At 41.6% G+C, this 24,845-nt stretch carries 21 protein-coding genes; 8 read left to right on the top strand and 13 right to left on the bottom strand.

Translation table 11 applies throughout. The features are described 5' to 3' along the window. Positions 1 to 205 precede the first annotated feature (205 nt). Both GUY17_RS09695 and ltrA read right to left on the bottom strand, forming a co-directional pair. Positions 206 to 1,966: a YdiU family protein gene (locus tag GUY17_RS09695; RefSeq protein WP_162023007.1), complete on the bottom strand. Its 1,761-nt coding sequence runs from the start codon at positions 1,964 to 1,966 to the stop codon at positions 206 to 208. Positions 1,967 to 2,724: 758 nt separating this feature from the next. Further along, positions 2,725 to 4,197, bottom strand: a complete 1,473-nt coding sequence (gene ltrA, locus GUY17_RS09690; protein ID WP_162024332.1) for a group II intron reverse transcriptase/maturase — start codon at positions 4,195 to 4,197, stop codon at positions 2,725 to 2,727. 956 nt (positions 4,198 to 5,153) lie between these two features. Between ltrA and GUY17_RS09685 the strand changes: the two genes are divergently transcribed. Then, positions 5,154 to 5,525 carry a DUF4440 domain-containing protein gene (locus GUY17_RS09685; RefSeq protein ID WP_162023006.1) on the top strand — a complete coding sequence of 124 codons (372 nt, stop codon included), beginning with the start codon at positions 5,154 to 5,156 and terminating at the stop codon, positions 5,523 to 5,525. Between the two features lie 220 nt (positions 5,526 to 5,745). On the opposite strand, the gene GUY17_RS09680 is transcribed toward GUY17_RS09685, so the two are convergent. The 4 genes from GUY17_RS09680 to GUY17_RS09665 form a co-directional block, all read right to left on the bottom strand. After that, the gene (locus GUY17_RS09680; RefSeq protein ID WP_162023005.1) at positions 5,746 to 6,336 is read right to left on the bottom strand and encodes a hypothetical protein; all 591 of its coding nucleotides are present in this window, start codon (positions 6,334 to 6,336) and stop codon (positions 5,746 to 5,748) included. 960 nt (positions 6,337 to 7,296) lie between these two features. After that, positions 7,297 to 7,836: a response regulator transcription factor gene (locus GUY17_RS09675; protein ID WP_101088431.1), complete on the bottom strand. Its 540-nt coding sequence runs from the start codon at positions 7,834 to 7,836 to the stop codon at positions 7,297 to 7,299. A 117-nt stretch (positions 7,837 to 7,953) separates the two neighbouring features. Continuing rightward, positions 7,954 to 9,294: a HAMP domain-containing sensor histidine kinase gene (locus tag GUY17_RS09670; RefSeq protein WP_162023004.1), complete on the bottom strand. Its 1,341-nt coding sequence runs from the start codon at positions 9,292 to 9,294 to the stop codon at positions 7,954 to 7,956. Positions 9,295 to 9,387: 93 nt separating this feature from the next. Continuing rightward, the gene (locus tag GUY17_RS09665; protein ID WP_101088433.1) at positions 9,388 to 9,840 is read right to left on the bottom strand and encodes an Lrp/AsnC family transcriptional regulator; all 453 of its coding nucleotides are present in this window, start codon (positions 9,838 to 9,840) and stop codon (positions 9,388 to 9,390) included. A 189-nt stretch (positions 9,841 to 10,029) separates the two neighbouring features. Here GUY17_RS09665 and GUY17_RS09660 point away from each other — a divergent pair, with 189 nt between their 5' ends. The 4 genes from GUY17_RS09660 to GUY17_RS09645 all read left to right on the top strand — a co-directional run bounded on the left by GUY17_RS09660 (position 10,030) and on the right by GUY17_RS09645 (position 14,564). Continuing rightward, positions 10,030 to 11,106, top strand: a complete 1,077-nt coding sequence (locus tag GUY17_RS09660) for an ornithine cyclodeaminase (RefSeq protein ID WP_162023003.1) — start codon at positions 10,030 to 10,032, stop codon at positions 11,104 to 11,106. After that, entirely contained in the window at positions 11,106 to 12,029 is a 924-nt protein-coding gene (gene ctlX, locus GUY17_RS09655; RefSeq protein ID WP_162023002.1) for a citrulline utilization hydrolase CtlX, read from the top strand. Before GUY17_RS09660 ends, ctlX begins: the two co-directional genes overlap by 1 nt. Before the next feature lie 84 nt (positions 12,030 to 12,113). Beyond that, complete coding sequence (locus GUY17_RS09650) at positions 12,114 to 13,520, top strand: sodium:alanine symporter family protein (protein ID WP_162023001.1); 1,407 nt, start codon at positions 12,114 to 12,116, stop codon at positions 13,518 to 13,520. 456 nt (positions 13,521 to 13,976) lie between these two features. Then, a complete protein-coding gene (locus GUY17_RS09645) occupies positions 13,977 to 14,564 on the top strand; it encodes a TetR/AcrR family transcriptional regulator (protein WP_101088437.1) in 588 nt (195 codons plus the stop codon). Positions 14,565 to 14,748: 184 nt separating this feature from the next. Here GUY17_RS09645 and GUY17_RS09640 read toward each other — a convergent pair whose 3' ends face one another. From GUY17_RS09640 to GUY17_RS09615, 6 genes are all read right to left on the bottom strand, one after another. Continuing rightward, the gene (locus GUY17_RS09640; RefSeq protein ID WP_101088438.1) at positions 14,749 to 15,219 is read right to left on the bottom strand and encodes a Dps family protein; all 471 of its coding nucleotides are present in this window, start codon (positions 15,217 to 15,219) and stop codon (positions 14,749 to 14,751) included. 445 nt (positions 15,220 to 15,664) lie between these two features. Next, on the bottom strand, positions 15,665 to 16,123 hold the full coding sequence (locus GUY17_RS09635; protein ID WP_162023000.1) for a DUF2127 domain-containing protein: 459 nt from the start codon (positions 16,121 to 16,123) through the stop codon (positions 15,665 to 15,667). A gap of 126 nt (positions 16,124 to 16,249) precedes the next feature. Continuing rightward, a complete protein-coding gene (locus tag GUY17_RS09630; RefSeq protein ID WP_162022999.1) occupies positions 16,250 to 17,305 on the bottom strand; it encodes an acyl-CoA desaturase in 1,056 nt (351 codons plus the stop codon). A 4-nt stretch (positions 17,306 to 17,309) separates the two neighbouring features. Then, a complete protein-coding gene (locus tag GUY17_RS09625; RefSeq protein WP_162022998.1) occupies positions 17,310 to 18,431 on the bottom strand; it encodes a flavin reductase family protein in 1,122 nt (373 codons plus the stop codon). 625 nt (positions 18,432 to 19,056) lie between these two features. Beyond that, the gene (locus GUY17_RS09620; protein ID WP_162024331.1) at positions 19,057 to 19,431 is read right to left on the bottom strand and encodes a hypothetical protein; all 375 of its coding nucleotides are present in this window, start codon (positions 19,429 to 19,431) and stop codon (positions 19,057 to 19,059) included. A 205-nt stretch (positions 19,432 to 19,636) separates the two neighbouring features. After that, positions 19,637 to 20,062 carry a PACE efflux transporter gene (locus tag GUY17_RS09615; RefSeq protein ID WP_162022997.1) on the bottom strand — a complete coding sequence of 142 codons (426 nt, stop codon included), beginning with the start codon at positions 20,060 to 20,062 and terminating at the stop codon, positions 19,637 to 19,639. Between the two features lie 86 nt (positions 20,063 to 20,148). Here GUY17_RS09615 and GUY17_RS09610 point away from each other — a divergent pair, with 86 nt between their 5' ends. The 3 genes from GUY17_RS09610 to GUY17_RS09600 all read left to right on the top strand — a co-directional run bounded on the left by GUY17_RS09610 (position 20,149) and on the right by GUY17_RS09600 (position 23,471). Next, positions 20,149 to 21,039, top strand: coding sequence for a LysR family transcriptional regulator (locus tag GUY17_RS09610; protein WP_162022996.1), 891 nt, complete (start codon positions 20,149 to 20,151; stop codon positions 21,037 to 21,039). A gap of 74 nt (positions 21,040 to 21,113) precedes the next feature. Beyond that, entirely contained in the window at positions 21,114 to 21,899 is a 786-nt protein-coding gene (locus GUY17_RS09605; RefSeq protein ID WP_101088444.1) for a class III extradiol ring-cleavage dioxygenase, read from the top strand. A 354-nt stretch (positions 21,900 to 22,253) separates the two neighbouring features. Next, positions 22,254 to 23,471, top strand: a complete 1,218-nt coding sequence (locus tag GUY17_RS09600) for an HD-GYP domain-containing protein (RefSeq protein WP_101088445.1) — start codon at positions 22,254 to 22,256, stop codon at positions 23,469 to 23,471. A gap of 162 nt (positions 23,472 to 23,633) precedes the next feature. Here GUY17_RS09600 and GUY17_RS09595 read toward each other — a convergent pair whose 3' ends face one another. Continuing rightward, positions 23,634 to 24,764 carry an acyltransferase family protein gene (locus GUY17_RS09595; RefSeq protein ID WP_162022995.1) on the bottom strand — a complete coding sequence of 377 codons (1,131 nt, stop codon included), beginning with the start codon at positions 24,762 to 24,764 and terminating at the stop codon, positions 23,634 to 23,636. Positions 24,765 to 24,845 lie beyond the last annotated feature (81 nt).

Raw genomic sequence — 24,845 nt, 5'->3', positions numbered from 1 at the left:
CAAGCTTAGCCATTATTGGCTAATAACGACTAAGTGCATTGATAGTACACAAGCTGATTTAGCCGTTTATGGCTAAAAATAAACATTTAGCCACTTTAGGCTAATGATAATATACCAGGCAAGTCGACAGATACGTTGAGAAAACCATCCTGACGCAGGTGACATAAAGCATGACACCAATCAAAGCCGATAGATTATCTCAACATTACGACGAGCAGCTTAAATGCGAGCATCCACCTACCCCAAAGAACTCTGATGCCTTGAGTCGATAGTATTTGTCTTCAATTTCTTGAGACTGCTCTGCGTAAGGTTGGGTCATCACCTTCTGCAATTCTCGAACGAGTGCATAATTGCCAACACTGGCTTGCTGATAAGCAGGCACCAGCAACCACTCGCGTAAAGTAAATTTAGGATTAACGCGTTGCATCTGCGCAATAATATCATCACGGCTACGTGGTTGTGCGTCTGCATCTGCATCTGCATTAAGCGTAGTGCTATTGTCCTCGGTGCCAAGCAGTGTTTGCCATTGTGCTAACCAAACAGACCAGCGTTGCTCCAACCCTTTTGGCCCTTGCGATAAATCTCGATAGAAACTTTTAGTCAGTGGGCCAATATCATCAGGCAGCGACGAAAGCTCACGGAAGAATATTGTGTAATCCACTGGGGTTTGCAGCATCAGCGTTTCAAGCTCATTAAATAACGCCGCATCAAAAGTGTTAAGCCCAAGCTTGGCCGCCCACATCTGCTCCATCTTTGTTTGCATCTCGGTGGCAAAACCATCGACCAACTGCTGAAGCTGTTCTAGATAATCTGGTGTAGACATCAATAATGGGCTTAATGCGGTGCAAAACATCAAGAAATTACGTTCTGCTGCCACGCCTTGATTCAAAAATGCAAAATGTTGTCCGCCACCCGTCCATGGTTGATATTGTGGATTGGACACATCGCAAAATCCAAACGGGCCGTAATCGAGCGTAAAGCCACCAGCGGCACAGTTGTCGCTATTAAAGTTACCCTGACAGTAACCAACTCGGATCCAGTTCGCTATCAGTGACGTCAAACGGCTACGGAACTCACGCGCCAGTAAAAGCACTTTTTGTTCGTTAGTGAGCTTTTGGTCGATAACATCAGCGTATTCACGATCAATTAAATGCAACATCAGTTGTTCAAGCTCTGCCATAGCTTGCGGATGTTCCTGCGTGCGGGCGCGGCGACCAAAAAGCTCAAGCTGGCCAACCCGAATAAACGAGGGTGCCACACGTGTCGAGATAGCAACCGCCTCACTAATCATTTGGTCAGGATCTTGTGCGTTAGAGCCCTCAGAATACCAAGGCCGCTGCACCGTCTCGGTTTTAGACACATACAAACTCAGCGATCGCGACGTTGGTACGCCAAGCGCGTGCATGTGTTCTTGTGCGAGAAACTCACGCACACTGGATCGCAGCACAGCGCGACCATCCGCACCGCGGCAATATGGCGTGCGGCCACCGCCTTTAAGCTGCATTTCCCAGCGTTTATCGTTAATCACAGCCTCAAGCACAGAAACAGCTCGACCATCGCCGTAGCCATTACCCGTTCTGAACGGACATTGTTGAATGTATTCGGTACCAAAAATAGACAATGCATATCCACACGCCCACCCAACCTTGCTCATTGGTACAGGAACGTTCGAAAGATCGCCGGAGAATAAGCTGATAAAATCGGCTGACTGCGCCATGCTGTCAGCAAAACCCAATTCAGCAAACAAGCTGCTGCTGTGTGCTACATATTCTGGATTTTCAATCGGCGTCGGTTTAACAGGCACATAGTGGCCCGAAAATACTTGTCGCGGCGCGTGGTCGTCACCATTTGCTGTCGCGTCAGGATCACGGTTAAGCGTATCCATCAATGAGTAGTTGACCAATTTAGCGAGATCGTCGACTGTCTCGACAGTAAGGGGAGTTTGCTGGGACAGTTGATTAGTCATAGGGATACCTTGTTGTTTGAGTCGAAGGGTTGTTCACAACTTGATGGTTCATCGTGTCGACGATAATTCGATTTGTTCGAGTTCTGGAAGCGGATCTTGTCAGCATATGTCGAAGGCCTGCGCGGTATAATTAGAAAGAGCCTGAGAGAAATGGATGGAACCGACACCCATGGTAACGACTCGTTATACTAATGGAAAGCTTAGCTTGCTGCATCTGCAAAATTGAGATCATGTCATATGATGATCCATCATATCTGCTATGGCCTGCGGCCACTAACGTCGTGGCGCTTCACCCACACCAGATTTATCAAACTTCGTTTGAATTAGATCGCAAGGTTCCACCCTGCACGGGCCAAAAGGGGATCAACAGCAATCCCCTCTTGGATCACCCTTGCCGTTCCGGCAACATTTTCGCTATTTACAAAACAATAGCGGCGAAAAAATTGCGACGGAAAGTAATCCAGCTTTTAACTTCATTTGAATCTTGCCTCGGACTTATTCGAAAATGCTAACGCTTCCGATGGGGCGTCCCTTCCCCTCGAAAGCTAGCCTGACATCCATGTCAGGACTCACGCTATTTTCTTCAAAGTCCTCAATTTAAATGTTGAATCGGTCCATTTCCAAGTCAAGAAAACTAACTGGTTTTTGTCGGATAGACGACACTTGTTACCAAGTGCCGCCCTCCTAAGAACCCAGCGTGCAACTTTCACTGCACTAGGCTCAAGCCTCCACAAAGGTATCGTTAGATACCCAGCAACTTATAAAGCAGTGAGAGCTGATTCATTCCAAGAGTTACGAGCTTGCCTTTTCGATTTTCTCCTAACCAAGTATTCTAGGTACTGAGGGTCGAATGGTATAGCCGCACTTCGGATTTTCACGTGTCTCTCAATAGGCACCTTGGCTATTTGGAATAGATTAAATTGGCAATCCATATCCTTGACCTTCTGCCAACCGTGAAATTGCCATTGGCCTTTTCGGTTGATGAAGTATTTAAGGGCTATCCAAGTCTTAGATTTTGTTGGATGGCGCCTTACTGCCCAGTGCCATAACGTATAGAATAGTTTGTGCCCAACATACCCGAATACTTGCTTAGCAACGCAATGACGATAATAATTCGCCCAACCCCTTAGTTTTGGATTTATCAGTTTGATAAGATCGTTAACAGGGATGGTTGCGTGCTTTTTGATGAGTTCGCGCAGGTTACTCAAGAACAACAAGGTATTGGACTTGCTCGGTTTGATGAGCAATTTTCCTTTGTACTTCCTATGATTGAACCCTAAGAAGTCAAAACCCTTGTTGATGTGGGTAATGTGCGTTTTCTCTTCGGAGAGTGTTAAGCCTCTTTCCGCCAAGAAGTCAGCGATCAACGGTTTGATATTGTTCTCGAGCACTTCCTTTGAAGCGCAGGTGACGACGAAATCGTCGGCGTATCCAATAAAGTTGGCCCTAGCACCCTTTTTGAGTGCTGTAGACTTTATGCGCTGTTCAAGTCCAGCAAGAGTCATTAGCATCAAGGTTGGGGATATAACCCCTCCTTGTGGCGTGCCCTCATCAGTACGATAAAACAACCCTTTATCCATAAAACCAGACTTTAACCATTGTTCCAACATTCGTTTATCTATGGCGATGTTATCAACAAGCCATTGATGCCCGATTTTGTCGAAGCAGGATTTGATATCTCCCTCAAGAACCCATTGCGCTGATCTCTTTAGAGCCAAGCATTTGAAGCACTGATCGACTGCGTCGGCAGTGCTACGATTTGGTCTAAATCCATAGCTGTTTGGGTCAGCAAGCGTCTCCGATATAGGCTCTAATGCAAGAAGGTGGAGCGCTTGTTGTGCTCTGTCTATCATGCATGGGATACCAAGAGGTCTAAGTTTGCCATTCTTTTTGGGGATATAGATACGCTTGAGTGGTTTGGCTTGATATGCCTTCCTGCTCAATTGATTTACTGCTTTCATGCGGCGTGCATCCGTGTTCCAGATGACACCATCTATTCCAGGCGTTCTACTGCCTTTGTTTTTTGATACTCGTTTAACAGCAAGAAGTTTTGCTGAACGCGAGTGAGTCAGTATCCATTGCAACGCTTTCGCCTTACCGTGTTTACCTTCTCGTGTTGCCTTTGCAATACGCATCTGAAGCTTTAATACATGCGGTTCAACGGATTTCCAGTCTATGGACTGCCATTGTTCGCCGTCAGGAGAGGCACTAATCTCTGTTGAAATCATCATTTGCGTTTCTCCTTGAATAAAGTTCTTCAAATTATCTTGCAACGGGAGACCAGTCGGAAGTGGGCTCACTTTCGTGACCAGACACAAGTCTGTATCTGCATCGTTACAATGCAGCCTTTGCTTTTTCCAACCTCCTATACCTGCACCGCTATCGGCCATATCGGCTTTCCCAAAGGGAGCAATACAGGCTTACCGTGTTCCGTATGTCGCGCAATGTCAGGGTAGATGCCCGCTATAGTGCGAAGAGTTATATTGACCACGAAAGAGCATGGGGCAATCTCTTTCCAACTCTCATTGCCTTTTGGCCACAGCGTATAAACCACTTCCGCTGTTTCATCGTATAACGCACCTTACGCGGATTTACATATGTTCATCATACTGACTACCTAGCACTCACCCAATTTGTGGTTATCAGGAGGATCGTTCTCTCACGATTCAGATCCCGATTGGTCTATAACCAATCTTCATTACATTGTCAGAGCCGCTACTTTATTCAGGCTCCTAGGTTCATCTGGTGATACAGATGGTTCACTCAAAAGCGGTGAACAGCGCTTCATACGACCTCACGTCGCACGCCCCATTCCTTGTTAGAAAAATCCAATTTAAACTTTGCTCGAACATCGTTATTGATAGTTTATGAAAGCACCATTTTGAGGGTAATCTATCCACGCTTAACATCATAAAACTTTTACGAAGGGGTACTGGATAATTATATCTAATTGAATTAGATGGTTTTTGTTAAAATATCAACGCTACATAACGAGTTTGTATTATTATGGATTATCTAAATTCTCGCTTTTTCCTAGACTAATAGATGATTGATTAGTGAAAAACAAGCTGATAAGTTACTAAAATTATTAATAATTAAAATGTTCATGCGAATGAGATATTGAAAAGCATCTCAGGATGTTTATCGGAATTCTCTCTAAACGCCGTTAGGGTTACTTGGAGATTTGGTGGAAAATTTAAAGGCGAAGCTCATCGAATTAGAAGAGCATTTATTTAAGGCTGAGACCAGAGCTTCATACGGCGAATTGGATGAACTAATTGCGGATGAGTTCACTGAAATTGGTGGTTCTGGAATTCGATTTGGAAAAAAAGAAGCTCTGGAGCGTCTGCCAGCAGAATTGCCTCCTAAGATCAGTGCAACTGAATATGAATTGAGACATTTAGCGCCAAATTGTGCCCAGTTACTTTATAAAGCTGTAATGGTAAAAGGTGGTGAGACAACCGCTATTTACTCATTACGATGTTCAATATGGTCACTGATAAATGGGAGGTGGCAAATGATCTTCCATCAGGGCACCTTATATAAAGCATTTGAGTAGTTACCCTAACAAGTACATTAATTACACTCCCTACCGTCGAGCGGCTTATTGCGGCGTTACCCATAGAAAATTTAACCCGAAAGTCACGAATTAGAATGAATAATCTAACTCGGAATTGTCCATAAATAAGCTAGATAACTTCTAAAGTAATGTCCAACTTTCGTTAGCCAATACAGTTTCTTCTTGGTCTGGTATGGACTAAGCGCCACAACAGTCATAGCTATGTGCAAGACCTAATAGGTTTAATATAACCCGATTTGTCTTCACCGATCTCTAACACGTTAAGGTCTTCCATAAAGGTAAAAAACTCATCATTCTCATTAAGTTTTAAAAACACGTTTAATTCATTATTTTTAACAGAAAACTGACTATTTTTACATACAGACTCGACGCTAAGATTAAAGCTTCCTCCGCCATCGCTATTGTTCATTCTGTATTTCTTTACAAGCTCCTGCCCTCGAAGCATTTTTAACGTATCATTTTGACTCAATTGCAAAATATAAAACTTACTGTCCCGATTTATTTCTTGTGTTAACTCATTAGGTAATACGTATTGAGTATTCAATTTTACAAAATACTCGTCCTCAAAATTATAGTTTGGGTCATTCGTTGTAAATTCAAACTTAATCACTACGTCGTTATTACTAACCACGATTCCATTAGGGGCTTGAACCGCGACAACTATCTCACTTGGTTCAAGTTCTAGCGGATTGACACTCATCATTTTATACATTGTTGTTAGTGGAATACTGCTGCATCCAGAAACAGCACAAATCATCATTAAAAATATAAAAACAAATCTACGCTTCATAATCCGTTAATACCTTACTAAAAATTAATAGTACTGAAATCCATTTTATTAGTTTGATAAGCACAACTAAACCTCTAATAGTTATACTCATTTATTTATGTTGTGTCACGTTCAACAGCAATGTATATCACACCACAGTTCTAGTTCATAAATGCCTTATTCAACTCTGAACTTGAGGCCGTTGAAGAAAATGACGTGAGCTGGCCATGGACGGGCAGCTCGCTTTCGAGGGGAATGGACGCCCCATCGTAAGCGTTAGCATTTTCGAATAAGGCCGAAGCCATCTACAAATGCCGGTCAATGATTTAGTGGGGTCAAGATTTAGTGGGGTCAGGGTAAACTTTTATAAAAAGTAAATTGAAACATTGGCTTTTCTAAAACGTTACTGTCCATAAATGAGTCAGAATCCATGATTGGGAATGGTTAAATTCAACTCTGAACTTGAGGCCGTTGAAGAAAATGACGTGAGCTGGCCATGGACGGCCAGCTAGCTTTCGAGGGGAAGGGACGCCCCATCGGAAGCGTTAGCATTTTCGAGTAAGGCCGAGGCCTATTACAAACGAGATTCAAAGCTGGATAAATCCCCATGGCGACTTTTCGCAGCTCTTATTTTGTAAATAGCGAAAATGTTGCGGGGCGGCTGGGAGTTCCAAGAGGGAACAGCCGTTGGTTTCCTCTTGGTCTGGTGTGGGTGAAGCGCCACGACGTTGGTGGCCGCAGGCCATAAAGCAATAAGCAATAAGCAATAAGCTAAAAATAAACCTAAATTCCTGCTCAATACCATTACCGGAATAACGGTAGAATCGACCGATTTATGGTGGAGTTTATTGATGTGAATTCAAACGAATTTTTAAAACTCTGGTGTGGGTGAAGCGCCACGACGTTAGTGGCCGCAGACCATGAAGCAATATCTAAAAACACCCTTTGTCCAAAGTAGGACAAACACCCAACTCCCCTATTCTACCGATTATCTGCCGTTGGCTTTTTCAGCAATTTGCGCTGCAAGGTTCTGCGGTGCATGCCCAGTTGGCGGGCAGTTTCTGATACGTTACCATTGTTGGTGGCGAGGACTTGTTGAATGTGTTCCCATTCGACCCGTTTGGGGTTAAGGGGTAGTTCTTCAATATCATCGTAAGTCGTTGTAGTGTCTGGTGTGACTAATAATGCATTTAATAAGGTTTGAGTGTCGACGGGTTTGGCGAGGTAATTGTCTGCGCCGAGGCGGATGGCTTCTACCGCAGTGGCGATGCTGGCAAAGCCAGTGAGCAATACCATGTGGACGTTGGGTAATAATTGTCTTAACGGTTTAATTAACGACAAACCATTATGTTCAGCCAGTTTCATGTCTAACACGATATGCGTTGGCACAAATTGCCTGGCTATTAATAAACTGTCGCTGGCGTGATGGCAGGTTTTACACTCAAAGCCATGCTTACCGAGGCGGCGGGCTAAAATGGCGGCTAGGGCTAAATCGTCTTCTATAATCAATAGCTTGTTCATGATGTTCTCAATTCAGCTTGTATTTATTTCAACGTCTATTATTTCAACGTCGGTTTATTTCAACGTCTGTTTACTTCGATTCGCTTCTATTCGTTTAAAATAGCTTCAACTCGTTTTTTATACGCTTAACGGCAACGTCACGATGGCTTCTGTGCCGCATTCTGAATGTGGTTTAAGGTATAACTTACCGCCTAAACGTTCGAAGCTGGTGTGACTTAATAATACCGCGATGCCCATCCCTTTGGGACTTTTCACCATGTTACTGCCTAAAGTTTGCAATACATGAGTCGCAATGCCGACACCGTAATCACGAATAGTAATACTTAGTTGCTTGGGTTGTGACAAGCCAATATTGATATCTACGCAAGTCTGGTGTTGATTATCTTCACTGGCTTGAATGCCATTTTGAATTAACGCCATTAATGCAGGCAACAAGCTCATGTCGGTCATGACTATACGTGACTCAACTTGTGGTGCTATGGCGATATTCAGTTGTGCTTCTGGCATCAATAAACTTATCTGCTCGGTTAAGATTGCCACTAACTTATCGACCCGCTGTTGTGCTAGTTTTTGCTCCCGTATCGATTCTGTTGCTAACCGTAAGTCAACTAAGGTGACTTCGCAACGATTCAGTGCTTGCTGCATTTCGCTGATCAATTCCAGTTGTTCAGCATCATGATGGGTATCGACTAACTCATCGGTGAGTAAACGCAATGTGGCTAACGGCGTTGCCAATTGATGGGCCATTTGCGCTGATGCGGTGCCTAAGGCCAATATCTTTTCTTGGCGTAACTGGCCTTCTCGTAAATAGCGCAGCTCGGCATTTTTTTGTCTTATTCGTTTGGCAATAAAGCCCACCGTGACGGTTAACACTAATGCCGAAATAACAAAATTAAACCACATGCCTAAATAGTGCGAGCCCATGTCCATACTGTGACTTGCGGGCATAGCTTGATTTGCGGCCATTGCCTGGTTTGCTTGCATAACGTGGTCAATTGGTATTTGGCTCATATCATGATCCATTACCGAGCCGCTATTTTGTTCGGTGATATCAACAATCATCAAAGTATAAAATATCGTCGATACTATGGTTAAGCACCAAGGTGCCCATAGGGGTAAGGTAATAGCTGAAATCGCAATCGGTAATAACAGCAATGAAACAAAGGCATTGGTTGCTCCACCGGTAAAATATAACCAGGTAGCCCAGAACAAGGTGTCTAACAATAAGGTTAAAAACAACAAACCATTGTTGTTCATGCTGAGTCGATGAAATCGATAGCTAAAGCCAACATAACAGGCTTCAAAAATTAGCACGTAAGACAAGGTTACTGGAGGTGTTGTTAAGCCAAATAAGTCGGTAGCAAACAGAATAAGGCCGATTTTAAGGCCCCAATTGACTAATCGCAGTAAGGCTAATTGTTGCTGACTTGCATTAAAAGGCAGACTAACGTTCGACATGTAACCGTTTCCTCGTTCGGTAAAGCATCATAGGCCACTAAGCATTGTCCGATTAGCGTGGCCAGATATTAGACGTCAGCTCGATGGTGATGATTACACTGTACTCAATAAAATGCTGGTTTCACTATTGAGTACCCCTTCAATGGTGCGAACTTCCCTCAACACTTTATCAAATTCTTCTAAACTGGTGGCCCTAATATCGGCGACTAAATCCCAAGCGCCGTTAGTAGTATGCAATTTTTCGAGTTGCGGTATGCCCCTGAGTTTATTGATCACTTGGGTTGTTGAGCGCCCTACTACTTCAATCATCATAATGGCCCGCACCACATTAGATTCAATTTGTTCGTGTGCGCGAATGGTAAACCCTAAAATAGCGCCACTACTAACCAATCTGTCTAAACGGTTTTGCACCGTCCCGCGTGAAACTTGTAATACTTGCGCCAGCTTAGAAATTGATGCTCTGGCATCTTTACGCAGGATAGAAATAAGCTGTTTGTCGAGCGTATCATACAAATAAGGGTGGGCAGATTGATGTGGTGGTTGCATGGTGTTAAGACCTTATTTGGAGAATAATTGTCATTTTGTAATATACAGCCTAGCATTATGACAAATAATAGTTAAATTATTACAACATAATAGCATTTTGTTTAGCAAAGACACTCGATAAGCTTAATCACAGTCTTATTTAGCGTTTGGTCAACATGACCAAACGTGTCAACTAAAGTGATTAATATAATGAATATAGCCATCAATAAAAAGTCTTCAAATGTTGCCTTTGTCAGTGTCACAGCCATGTTAGCCTTACTCAAACATGTTGGCACTGAGGCGTTTCTATTAGGGTTAACAGACTATATTGAACAAGATTATCGTCGTTGGGAGTTATTTGATAAATCACCACGTTTTGCCAGCCACTCAACTGACGGCGTGATAGAGCTAATGCCAACCAGTGATCAACAACAATTTAGCTTTAAATACGTCAATGGCCACCCTAAAAATACCCATATCGGTTTGCAAACTGTCACCGCTTTTGGTGTGTTGTCTGATGTGGCCAGCGGTTATCCTGTTATGTTGTCTGAAATGACCATACTCACCGCACTTCGTACCGCTGCAACCTCCGCCATGATGGCTAAATACTTGGCCCCACGCGGCGCCACTACCTTAGCGATGATAGGTTGTGGAGCTCAATCTGAGTTCCAAATTTTGGCCTGTAAAGTGGTGTTAGGGATTACCAATGTCAGAATTTACGATATTGATCCAAGCGCAATGGCTAAATGCCAGCATAACCTGGCAGACCAGGGCATCACACTTACGTTATGTGATTCAGCTGAAAGTGTTATCGAAGGCGCTGATATGATCACTACTTGCACTGCCGATAAACGTAATGCGACTATTTTAACCAGCAAAATGGTGCGTGATGGAGTACACATCAATGCCATTGGCGGCGATTGCCCTGGTAAAACAGAACTTGAAGCAGACTTACTATTACGTGCCGATGTGTTTGTGGAATATGAACCACAAACCCGTATTGAAGGTGATATCCAGCAACTAGATGAAACGTTTGCCGTTACAGAGATGTATCACGTTATTCGCGGTGAGCAACAAGGTCGCACCCACGATTCACAACTGACTATTTTTGATGGTGTCGGCTTTGCAATTGAAGATTTTTCTGCATTACGATATGTACATGATTTAATTATGCAGCAACAAAGTCATCAGCAACTCGAGTTACTCACCAACCAAGAAAATCCACGGGATTTATTTGGTTTATTAACCCCAGCATCTCAAGCTAGTCGCTTGGCTGTAGGTGCATAATGGCCATTAACCCTCAAGCGCCATCTGCGGTGGTGATGATCCGTCCACATCATTTCAGTCCTAACCCTGAAACGTTGCCAGATAACAGCTATCAAAGCCATGAATTGGCCGAAGATGCTCTGCAGCTATCGCAACAAGCTTATGATCAAGTGACCCAAGCTCAGCAACTATTACAAACAGCAGGCATCACGGTGCACGTTTTTGAAGATACCACCACAGAAACACCAGACTCGGTATTTCCTAACAATTGGTTTTCAACCCATCTAGGTGGTCATGTTGCTATCTATCCTATGTATGCTAAAAATCGTCGTAAAGAACGCCGGACTGACATCATCGATATGCTCAAACAGCAATATCGAGTACAGGATGTTATTGATTATTCGGGCTTAGAATACGACAACATATATCTAGAAGGTACTGGTGCCATGGTTCTCGACCATGTTGAACGAGTGGCTTATGCGGTTCGATCCAAGCGTACCGATTCATTAGTGCTTGAGCGTTTTTGTACTCAATTTAATTACGAGCCAATGGTGTTTGATGCGCAAGATGAAGCTGGAGTACCGGTTTATCACACCAATGTATTGATGTGCATTGGCAGTGATTATGTCATGGCTGGGTTCGATATGATTAAAGACACTCAACGTCGTCAGCAAATTATTCAACGATTTGAAGACAGTGGCAGAGTGATTATTAACTTAACCGAAGATCAAATTCGTCATTTTTGTGGTAATGCACTTGAGTTACAATCAAAACAAGGCCGTTTTTTAGCATTATCACAACGTGCTTTTGATGCGTTAACACATGAGCAAATTGCGTTATTAACTCAAAGCGTGACTCTGCTACCATTAGATGTATCGGCTATAGAGATGGCTGGCGGTTCTGTTCGTTGTATGTTGGCAGGGATCCATTTATCGAAAAGATAAGCTTCAGCATCAACAAACTTTAAAAAGACTCTTAACAATAAACTCTAATAATAAAGAGAAGACTCAATAAAAGGAAGTTGCTAAATGATTAATGACATTATATCGCTCACCAACAATGTGTTGTGGGGCGAATACCAAGTGCTCATTTATATATTGGTATTTGCCGGTGTGTGGTTTTCATTGAAGTTAAGATTTATTCAACTTCGCCATTTTGGTTATATGTTTAAAGTAATGAAAGGCAGTACTCAAGGTGACAAATCGGGCATTAGCTCGTATCAAGCCTTGTGTACCGGCCTTTCTGCCCGTGTTGGTACTGGTAATTTAGCCGGTGTCGCCATGGCAATATCACTCGGTGGTAGCGGTGCGGTATTTTGGATGTGGGTTATCGCGCTACTGGGTATGGCGACCGGATTTGCCGAAAGCATTTTAGGTCAGCTATATAAAGTGCGAGACGATCATAAAGAATACCGCGGAGGACCCGCCTATTATATCCGCGCAGGACTGAATAAACCTTGGTTAGCGGTACTATTCGCATTATGTTTATTCCTGGGTTACGGCATTAGTTTCAGTGCCATGCAAGCCAACACCATCACCGACGCACTCAACCACACCTTCGAAATTTCACCGGTTTATTCTGGAGCGGTCATTACTTTAATTGCTGGCATCATTGTTATGGGAGGCCTTCGCAGCATTGCTCGTTTTGCCGAGTTCGTAGTGCCTTTTATGGGCTTAGCATTTATTTTGGCAGCGGTAACCGTCACCATTATTAATATCCAACAAGTCCCTGGGGTATTGATGGATATTATTAACTCTGCTTTTGGGTTAAATGAAGCAGCAGCTGGTGCGCTCGGTGCTGCAATTAAAAATGGGATTCAACGCGGGTTATATTCTAACGAAGCCGGCGCCGGTAGTGTGCCACATGCGGCAGCGGGCGCCACTCCGGTTCCTAATCACCCGGTTGCGCAAGGTTACGTACAAATGCTTGGGGTGTTTATTGACACTATGGTGTTGTGTAGCTGTACCGCCATTGTGATTCTTCTGGCTCAAGGCAGTATTGGCTCTGAAATGGAAGGTATTCGGATCACTCAAAACGCCATGACTTACCATATGGGAATAAGCGGCGATATGTTTGTTGCCATCATTATTACCCTATTCTCTTTTACGTCTGTAGTAGCAAACTACGCCTACGCAGAAAGTAACTTGCATCTGTTTAAACTCGATAACATCTATGGCCGCACCATTTATACACTATTGTATTTAGGCATGGTGTATTGGGGAGCCAACGCCTCATTAAAAGAAGTGTGGAACATGGCCGACATGGCACTAGGTTTAATGACGGTAGTGAACATCAGTGCCATTATGCTGTTAACCCCGACCATCGTAAATTTAACCCGTGATTATCAAGTTAAACTTAAAACCACTAACAAGCCTGAATTCAAACTGGCCGATGTAGAAATACAAGGTAAAACCGAAAAAGGGGTTTGGTCTTAACCTTTAATCAGCGCATTTTTACAATGGATTTAATTTGAGTGTAAATTGAGCGCTTAGTTTTGAAAGCGGAATTGAATACATTAGTTCAATTCCGCTTTATCGTTAATAACGGCTCATTATAGTCGTACTAATATAACGCCAATATCAAAATGCCACCATTACATCACTACTAGTACAACGCTAATGTCACAACACCAATATCACAATACCAATATCACAACACCACTCATGCTTATCCACTGCATTTATCCGTCAATTTTGTAATTCAAATAACCTCTCGTGAATGCAGCTTTGTTGTTTAATCGACATTATTTGCTCAATTAGAAATCGTTCATATCAAATCCATAATTAAGCATAATCAGCAACAATGGCCATTATGGTTAAAAAATTGCCAAAAGATACTGGCCTTATCTCATAGGGTTAACGTAAAATAGCCAACTAACCAAAGAGGATGTAATGGCTAATATTTCTAAATTTGATCGCGATGACGTACTTGAAAGAGCAAAAAATCTGTTTTGGCAGAAAGGTTTTTTGGCCACATCAACGCGAGAAATTCAAACAACTATGGACATGCGACCAGGCAGTATTTATGCCGCATTTGGTAGTAAAGCTGATTTATATCAAGCGACACTTATTCGTTATGCTCAAACGGGCGAACGTAATTTGAATAATATGTTACAACAACATGATCGTGCATGGGTTGGATTAACACATTATCTACGTGGGCTGGTTAAACCATGCTGTGAAGGTTCACCCAGTGAATTGTGCATGTTAGTAAGGACGTTATCTGAATTAGATGAATCTCATCTAGATACATTAAACGTTGCCCGTGAGCAGCTCAACAAATTTGAACAACGATTTGCCAGTATTATTGACCAAGCCAAACTTGAAGGCGACTTACCTGCCCATTTAGACAGTCAACTCACGGCGAAGAAAATTCAAATCAACATTATTGGTTTGCGATCTTATTTAAAAGCAACCAATGACGTTGACACAGTGAGACAACAGCAAGAAGAGTTTTTTAAACAACTGGCTACTGCTTAAACACAAAAAAGCGCCTTATTGAGGCGCTTTTTTAATTCACGTTTTAACTCACATTTTAGTTAATGCCAGAATATCATGCTAACTATCGACTTCATGAGTAGATCGTCGCATCTCAAATTCAAATTCAAATAATAACAGCACTAACCATCGCAAATTGCATCAACACGGTTCAGTATCGTACAGATTACTTACGTGTTGCTCTTAACATCCACGCCGTTTTCTCGTGTATCCGCATACGGTCAGACACTAAGGCTACCGTTGACTCATCATCAGCAGCTTGTGCTAACTTAAGCACTTGTCGCGATGTTTTAACAACTTGCTCATGGCCTAGGGTAAGTAAGTCAACCATATCAGTAGAACTCGGCACACCTTCTACTTCTTTAATAGAACTCAGGCGCGCAAACTCTTTATACGTTCCCGGTGCGGCCACATCCAAGGTACGAATACGTTCGGCAATATCATCGACCGCTGTCGCAAGTTCAGTGTAATGTTCTTCAAACATTAAGTGTAATTCGCGAAAATGTACCCCGGTAACATTCCAATGGAAATTATGAGTTTGCAAATAAAGCGTGTAAGAGTCAGCCAATAAACTTTTTAAGCCTTCGGCAACTTTTAGTCGGTCATCTTTTTTTATACCAATATCGATGTCAGTCATTTTATTCCTCGTAAAGTAGAATTAATTAGTCATAACATTACAGCATTTGTATAAATGGTGATTACAAGCCAGCAAGATTAATAATAAACACCTCTACTATTAACATGTTGCTTACATTGTATCTCAGCGAGTATTTATCGTCGTTTTATTAAACCAATAAAAACACTCGCCGTTAAAACAAATATTACACCACTAATAAAACGGGTCTCAATTCAAATAAAGTGCATTTAGTAAAGCAAATGACTTAATTGAATGTCTACATAAATTAACGTCATAAACTCACGTAAAATAAATCATTTCGAGTCAATCAATCGTGTTTTCGCTAACTCATCGTTAATGCTAGTGAGTATTTATACTAACATTACCACTTAATGGATCAACCGCTGGCCATTAAACTCTGTTAATAATTTCAGATTAATCTGCGTAACGGACATTGAAGCGGAGCTCATATGGCTGCTTTACGCGGAAACAACACAAAATACATATATATGACCACCACAAGATTAATTAGCAACACAATCACACTGAGCAGGCTAAAGTGGCTCATCATTTCGTAAAGCTCAAAAGGTAAATAGATTGCGCCACTAAAAAGTGCAAACCATTGAGTCCAACCCATGTTATGCCATAAACCATAGGCTTCAATAAAGCGCACCAAAGTATATGCCGCAGCTCCTAATGCTAATAACGTCAGACTTGATTGCGATACCGATCCTATCGCTGCAATAAAAATACTCGGGTAATGACTTGCAGGGTTTAGGTGTAAATGCGTCACCCATTGTGTTGCCAACACCGACAAATTTATACCAGCATACGCATGTAAGCCTATTGCAACCAATAAAGCCAATACGCCTTTACTTGCTTCTAGCATCGCTATAGCTCGTACCCCTTTATCTGAAGGTATCATCTCTCGCGTTTCCAGTTTAAACAGATTGACCTATCTTAACGGCTGTTAATAACCACGCCTATGAATATTTTATCGATAAAAAAAAGCACTTCGGTTGAAGTGCTTAGTCAGCGAATGTCATCCAGTTTATGGTAGAGAATAACGTAAAATACGTTTAACCACTTGGCTATATTGACGTAAAAAAGGCCCTGTATGATAAGCAATCCCATGGCGGGCAAATATTGCCACCACTTGTGGCGCCACTTGCTGGTAGCGTGACGATGGTAAGTCTGGGAACAAATGATGTTCTATTTGAAAACTCAAGTGACCAGTAAATATATGAAACAATTTGCCACCGAGAATGTTTGACGACCCTAACGCCTGACGATAATACCATTGACCTTGAGTTTCATTTTCACACTCTGCTTGGCTAAAGGTATGTACATCGGTGGTAAAATGGCCACAAAAGATAATGGTAGACGTCCATAGATTGCGAATTAGATTAGCTATTAAGTTACCACATATCACCCACAAAAATAGTGGACCGGCCAGCAGAGGAAATAGCAGGTAATCTTTGATTAGTTGCTTACCACCTTTACTAAAAAAGCGACGTTTGAGCTCACTAGCATCAACTTTTGATGATCGGTCTTGTTTCTTTTTACCCATAAAAACACGTTCTGCAGCGAGTTCATGGTAAGACACACCCCATTGAAATAGCATACTTAAATTAACGTAAGTAATAAATTGCCATAGGTTTTTAACCCGCCACGCAAAATCATTCGACAAACGCAGCAAACCATAACCAAAATCACGGTCCTTACCTATTACATTGGTGTAAGTGTGGTGTTCGTAATTATGGATCCGTTGCCAACTTTTACCATCACAGGCGATGTCCCAATCAAACTGACGCGAGTTAATATGAGGATCGTTCATCCAATCATATTGCCCATGCAGCACATTATGACCAATTTCCATATTGTCGAGAATTTTGGCGCTCGCTAAGCTCAACACCCCCACAACCCAGCATAGTGGATGGATAAACCCGAGCATCAATAACACACGACCGCCCCACTCTAAAGCGCGTTGCCACACAATCACTTTACGAATATAAGCAGCATCAGTGGCACCAACCTCGCTTAAAGTTTGGCGCTTTAAGTCATCTAACTCGTTAGCTAACAACTCAAAATTAATATTTTTATTCATCGATTTATAATTCCAACTCAAGTGGCGACACTGCCTGAGAAATGCATAATTGGATCAATTGTTCACCTTGTTGCGATAGCTCACCGGTGCGTAAATTTCTAACCACGCCCGTTTTTTTCACACACTGGCATTGGTGACACACACCAATACGGCAGCCAAAATTGGCACTTATTCCCTGTAGTTCTAAACCATTTAGCAAAGTATCGTTCGTTGCTAATATAAGTTGGGTTTGTTTGCCTCGCTGCGTTAACTGAATATGCTGGTGGCCGTTATCTGTTTGGGGTAATACCGGTGCTTGAAAGTACTCGGCTTGACGGTGTTGTGGCGGGTGATTAATGGCATCTAATTGGCAATCAACATCTTGCTTAAACTTGCCGGGACCGCAGATCAACACTTGGCTCGCTGCTGGGCACTCCTGTAATGCAGCAGCTAAACTGTCGCCATTTTTACGCACCAACATTTTCACAGAGAGCTGAGGGATCTGTTGCGCTAAAGCAGTAAGTTCATCAACATATAAGTGCTCGCCGGCTTTAGCAAAATAGATGAGCTGAATCGGGCTTGATGATTGCAATACTGATCGTTTTATAGACAATGCCAATTGATGCAACATAGCCATAAACGGAGTAATACCACTGCCTGCAGCAACAAACCATAATGGGGTTTCAGGCAGGTCAACAACACTCTCACCTAGCACAAAATCACCTTGCGGCGCGCTTAAGTTAACATAACAACCAGCAGTGATATGCCGACTTAACCCTGAGGTAAAAGCGCCATCCGCGTTATGTTTAATGGTTAAACGAATAACCCGTGTTTTGGGGTATTGAGCATGATGTTGTTCGGGCGACGACGAAATAGAGAAAGGCCGCGTCATTAACCGTCCATTTAGCTCAACCGTTAATAACACATGTTGGCCAGCTTTGGCTTGCGGCCAAGATTTTTGCGGAGCTAACTCAAGCTGTAATACATCATCGCGAAGCGGTTTAACCGACAAAACCTGGGCACGAAACCAGTGAGCTCGCCAAGCAGGCTTAACACGTTGGATAAGCGGTTCGAAATAACTGCCTAATGATTCAGTATGAAATAAGGTTTTAGCAGTGACTTTGTTAAGTCGGGTCAATAAATTCATTTATAGCGTACACGTGTTAGCTCAATTTCAGCGCACGATTGTATGCTGAAATAACATCGAGGCGCAAGTGGCTGTTGACGCTATTTAACACATTACTAAAAAGGCGATTGAATGAGGCTTTAAATGACAACCCATTTCTAATAATAGAGATTATGACGATAAATAGTGGATATTGAGATGTTATCGAAATAGCAAATATAACGATTAAACACTCATGGGATAGCTTAACGGCGTGAGGTTTTAATTAAGCTTAACGGTTTTTGGCATCGAAATGACACTGGTGACATCGGTTTAATCGCCAGGACCAGATGATCTTTCAAGGTTGTTTTTGCAGCGAATTGTTGGTTATGACTTAAATAAAAGCAGATAACATAGTAGAAATGACCAACAAACCCTGTCCGAAGGGTTCGGCTAAAAAATTTTACTCTTTGTTGAGCTTAAAAATGAACGCAAATAAGACCAATAACCAACGGAACCACAAACATAAATGATATGGTAACCAGCCCACCAAAGTCATTTAGCGCTGGTATATCGCCAATATTGTTAACGATATGCCATATAACACGCCTAAAAGAGTGCCGATGTGTTGTGGTGATTTTGTTGTCATATGATTAATGATTAATGATTACTTTTGCTCTTGACCAAAGAGTCGTTCTACTTGTTTCTGCTCGTCTTCAGTTAACGAACCGTAATCTCTTGGGTATGACCAACCATAACCCCAGCGAAATTGGGTGGGTAAATATGGCGAGCCACCCACTCTTACACCGGCTAACATTAATAAAGCAATTTGCGGTTGGCCCACATTGGTAACACAGGCACGTAATGCTTTATCTGATGCAAGGCGTTCATCAAATGTGCCGCCCTTCCAATAGTCATAATCATGTTTTTGGCAACACGCTAACCATAATTCGCTTTGTTCAAACGTGCCATCTGGAAATGCGCTGCAACCATCACTAGTAAACGGTGCGAGTGTGTCCGCTGCGACAGGATTAATTAACATCAATGCACTGACGATAACGATGGCAGCATAATTTAGGCGGTAATTTTTCACGTTTTGCATCCAGCTTATCATTATTCAACCATCATGATGCCACAGCAACCATGACACTAATAGAAAACAAACGTGGCGTCGTGGTTAAATCCTCTGTTACATCAATGGTTAACTAATAATGAACCTAGACGAAAAGCCACACGAATAAACCATATTAATGTACCAAATGAGCAAACCATTTTTGGTACGGTTGATACACGTCGTAAAGCCAATTAAAGACTGCGGTATACACTAAAATAAAGCCTAAAACCCCAGCTTCTAATATTAAGGTGTCAATCAGACTTAATGCCAAATACCATGACACTAACGGAATCGTCACCAATAACATACCGCCTTCAAACCCCAACGCATGCACAATTCTAATGCCAATTTTACGCTCAACTCTATTTGGGCCGATTAACTTATCAAACTGCAGGTTGTAAACATAATTCCAAAGCATTGCAAATAGCGTCAACCCTATGCTGACAAGTAACATATCTAATGGATTTTTTTCAATTAATAATGCACTTGCAGGAACAATAATGGCCATGGCAACGAGCTCAAAAGACACGGCGTGAAATACTCTTTCTCTTCTTTGCATGTTTATCTCTATTAAATGGTGACGTTTTCGCTATTTTCATCCAATATAAAGATACATTAAAGTTAGTAAGTATCGGTAAAAACGATATGTATAGTATTGAACAGCTTGAAGCGTTTGTGCTGACAGTTAACACAGGGTCTTTTTCATCGGCGGCTAGAAGCCTTAATAAAGCCCAGTCGGTTGTCAGTCAGCATGTGATAAACCTTGAAATAGACTGCAATAGCGAACTATTTGATCGCAGCGGACGTTACCCACAATTGACACCAGCAGGGAAAAAACTACTGCCCCATGCTCAAGTATTACTGAGCCAGCATCAACGCCTGCGTGATTGCGCCCAAAGCCTAGACCAACAAGCAGTATCAGAGCTAACGATTGGTTTAGATGAAGGCATCCCGCTGCAAAAACTGTCCAATATTATTAATGAACTCGAAACTCAATTTCCAACTATCACGCTTGAGTTTTTAACTGCATCAAGTATTGATATTATCGATATGATTGACACAGATCGGGCTGTGACCGGGATTATTTTCAGTGAGTTAACGATTCCGAATCACATTGATTTCGAATCAATCGGGTCAATTAAGTTTGATATGTATGTGGCAAGTTCTCACCCTTTAGCACAACAGGTGTGTGATAATTTAGCCAATTTAAAATTGCACCGCCAACTGTTGATCCGTTCGCGAAATACTAAATCCAGTAGCTTTCAGTCAGCCATTAGCCCAGATGCTTGGTACGCCGACAATTACTATATATTGCTAGAACTGGCATTGCAGGGGCATGGTTGGTGTTTACTGCCCAATCATATTGCCAATAACTATGTTAATAGCGGTCAACTAGTTTTGTTACCGTCTGAATTTAAAGAGATTGGCTGGCAAGCGAATGTTGATGTTATACAGCACCATCGTTACAGTCACGAACCGGTATTTAAACAACTCAGGCATTCATTACGCCAATTATTGTCGTATTCAGCATGTTGATGAAACACTTTTAAAAATTGTTATTTGAATCCACAATAACCTCGTAGTTAATGACATTAAACGAGAAACCTAATATGCAACAGCATCAAAAACCTCTGTTTATTTCACACGGCTCTCCTATGATGGCTGTTGAAAACAGCAAAACATCTCGATTTTTACAACAATTAGGCCAGCAGCGGCCTGCACCTAAAGCTATTGTGGTGTTTTCTGCCCACCTCGATGTCGCTGACGATGTGGTGATCACCGCCGGGGCGCAACCAGAAACCGTTCATGATTTCTATCGTTTTCCTGATGAACTATATCAAATTCACTACCCTGCGCCAGGAGAGCCTGTACTGGCTCAGCAAATTGCCAACACGTTTACTAACGCTGGCATCAAGGTGAATTTAGACCCAACACATGGCTGGGATCATGGTGTATGGATCCCATTGAGATTAATGTATCCACAAGCAAACATTCCTATCGTACAAATATCCATTAACACCCGTGTTAGCGCTGAAAAAAATTATCAATATGGACAATTACTTGCGTCATTAAAACACGATAATATTCTCATATTAGGTTCAGGTGGAATAAGCCATAATTTAAGCGAGGTTTTTCGTCAGCCTAAAACACTAAATGGCGTTGATATGATGAATCAATTCACCAAATGGGTTGAAGAAAAGCTAGCAAATAATGATACCCAATCGTTATTAAACTACTTACAGCTCGCACCATTTGCTAAGTTTAATCATCCGACTCAGGAACATTTTTTACCGCTTATTGCTGTTTTAGGGGCGAGCGAAGCAAGTGTTGCTAAAAAAATACATCAAGACGTTGAGTATGAATTGTTAGCACTCGATGCTTATTCATTTAATTAAACACGATGTGTTAAGTAATAGGGATAGAGTAAAATATTTAAGCTCATGTATTAGTAGAATTAATCATAAATTTTGAATAAAAAACGCGCAGTTACATGCCGATAATTCAAACACAATGGACGTCGTTGGTAATTCATCATAAACTGCGTTTATGTTTATATTTCATTGTCGTTACATTTATAAGCACTCGCTAAGTATTTTTTTTGGTAAAATATTGATCTTCATTAAGTTATCACGCTTATATTGCAGCACTATATACGCTATATTATTAAAAATGTCGTACTATAGCAGTACTATAACTGTACTTTGACTCGCATCGCTCATACGTTGAAAATAGCCCCAAGGAACCGATTTATGCTGATTGAACATGACATTACTGACGTTTGTGTTGGAATGTATGTAGTCGAAATAACCGAACCCAAAGATACTTTTTCGCTCACTAAACCTGGTGTGCTTAAAAGCGAAAAGGTTATTGAAGCATTAAAACGTAAATCAGTTACCAAACTACTCATTGATACCAGTAAAGCTGAAGTTGATGTCGCAACAATTGAGCAAAATATCAGTTGGCCTAAGCCTCAAGCGCCCCGAAAAGTGACGCCTGTACGCACCGATGTGAAAGCAAATTTCTTTAATCAAGAAATAGTTAGAGCGCGCCAAGTGTTCAATGAATCAAAAGACATTCAGAAAAAGCTGTTTCATAATGCGCAGCACGGTCTTCCGTTAGACATGGATCCGGTACAAAAGATCACCTCAGAATCCACCGATTTAATTTTTAATAATCCCAATGCCCTATCATGTGTGATAAATATTCGTAATAAAGATGAATATTTATTAGAACACTCTGTGTCTGTCTCTGTTTTGATGACCATGTTTGCCGTCTATAAAAAAATCGACAAAGACATAGTTAATCAACTGGCTATTGGCGCATTTTTACATGATGTTGGGAAAATCATGATCCCCGATCGGATTTTAAACAAACCAGACAAACTGACCGATGAAGAGTTTCATATTATGAAAACTCATGCCAGTTACTCGATTGAAATTATGAAGAATACCCCAGGCATCAGCCAACTAAGTTTAGAAGTGGCAAGCTTACATCATGAAAAACTCAATGGATTGGGTTATCCATTTGGCGTACCAGCAGAAAAAATTACCCTTTATGGGCGCATGATCAGCATATGCGATATTTTTGATGCGCTGACTTCGCACCGCTGTTACAAGCAGGGTTATGCCCAAGTTAAATCATTCAGTATTTTGCGCGCGTTAGCTGAAAAAAATGAATTGGATAAAGACTTAGTCGACCAGTTTATTCGTTGTATGGGAGTTTACCCTATCGGTTCAGTGGTTCAACTTGAGTCAAATAGACTCGCTATTGTTGAAGGTCATAACCCAAAAGACCCTATCCGACCATTAGTCAGACCTTTCTATCATTTAAAACCAGACCGCTTTGAAGTAGGAAACAAAATTGATTTAGCGACTGTCACTGATGACTTAATTGTTAAGTGTGTACGTGCTGATGATTTTAATCTGAACATGGAACAAATTATTGAGTATTTAGCGCACGAAGGCTAATCCACTCCCGCTTTTTAATTGATTGTTTTATGTACTAAGCTAACGCGAATATTAAGCGTGTTGCGCCTTTGGCGGACTTTTCACACCTAGGTGTTTCAATTTGATTAAATGTGATCTATTACGGTTAAATTCTTTTAATATCAAAAACTTAACTAATACCTGCTATTTGGATTTAGACATAATTTTAAGTCCAAATAAATACCGCGTAACGTTAAACGGCCGTATCAACCAATAACATAGCAATGCACACACTATAAAAGCACTCAATAATAAACTTACCGATTTAATTGCGATTGAAGCTTGCCACTGCACAATATAAAACGCCAACATCACAATCACAGTTTGATGCAAAATATAAAACGGGTAGATCAATTCGTTGGTTTGATGCAGCCATGTTGGCGTATTTTTAATATGAGCAATCGCAAAACCTGCCATGGTTAATAACCCAGACCAAGACACTAGCGTACAAACTAACCACCATAATTGCCATCGTGTGGTAAGTGACAAATACGGGCTTAAATCAGGTGAGTAATAGTAGCCATAAAACAGGATTGAACTCACGAACAAACTGGCTAAATAAGTGTATCGATGTTCAGCTAACGCACGCCAAATAAGCTCGCTTTTGACAAAGCACATGCCTGCAATGAAGAAAAACAAATAAAACACACTCAATGACAGGTTTTCGATATGGTGACTGTCTGATGGCGCAACATATTTGAGCGCACCACGTAATACGATTAACACTAAAACTAAACTGAGCAACCCAAAACGATGACGGCTTATTCGTTCAAGCCATTGTTGTAACTTAATACCGGTCTGGCGTGTTAACAAATACCTAAGTGGCACAGCAAGCAGCATAAAGATAACTAAAAATTCAATAAACCATAAATGATTACTATCAAACGACAACATCAACTCACCATACGCCGATGCTAAAGAGCTATATTCAGTAATGTTCTCATAATAATGTTGTGGCGGCACAATCAATATCATTCCCACCAGCAAAGGGATAAAAAGCCGATGAAACTTACTCGAGAGAAATTGGCGCACGGGCATTTTTTGCAGTAACAAAAAACTGGCTGCACCCGCGATAAAAAACAATGTTTGCAGTCTGAGTTGTTCAAAGTACACCATGATATCGTCAAGCACTTTGCTCGATTCATTATTCATCACATGCCAGTCGTCACCATTAAATGGCATCAATACATGGTGTAAAAAAACTGCAAAAATCAGTACCACCCGCAACCAATCAAGTTCTGAATAACGCCTTTTTTGTGGTAAAACCTCATCCATAGTCAATGCCTTCCTCTGGCCTGTTAGTATAAAATGTTGGGTATCTAGCTGGCTTAAGTGCAATGTTCCATCTCACTTAAA

The sequence above is a fragment of the Shewanella sp. Arc9-LZ genome (assembly GCF_010092445.1).
GTDB lineage: Bacteria > Pseudomonadota > Gammaproteobacteria > Enterobacterales > Shewanellaceae > Shewanella.
This window is presented reverse-complemented; position numbering and strand designations above follow the sequence as displayed.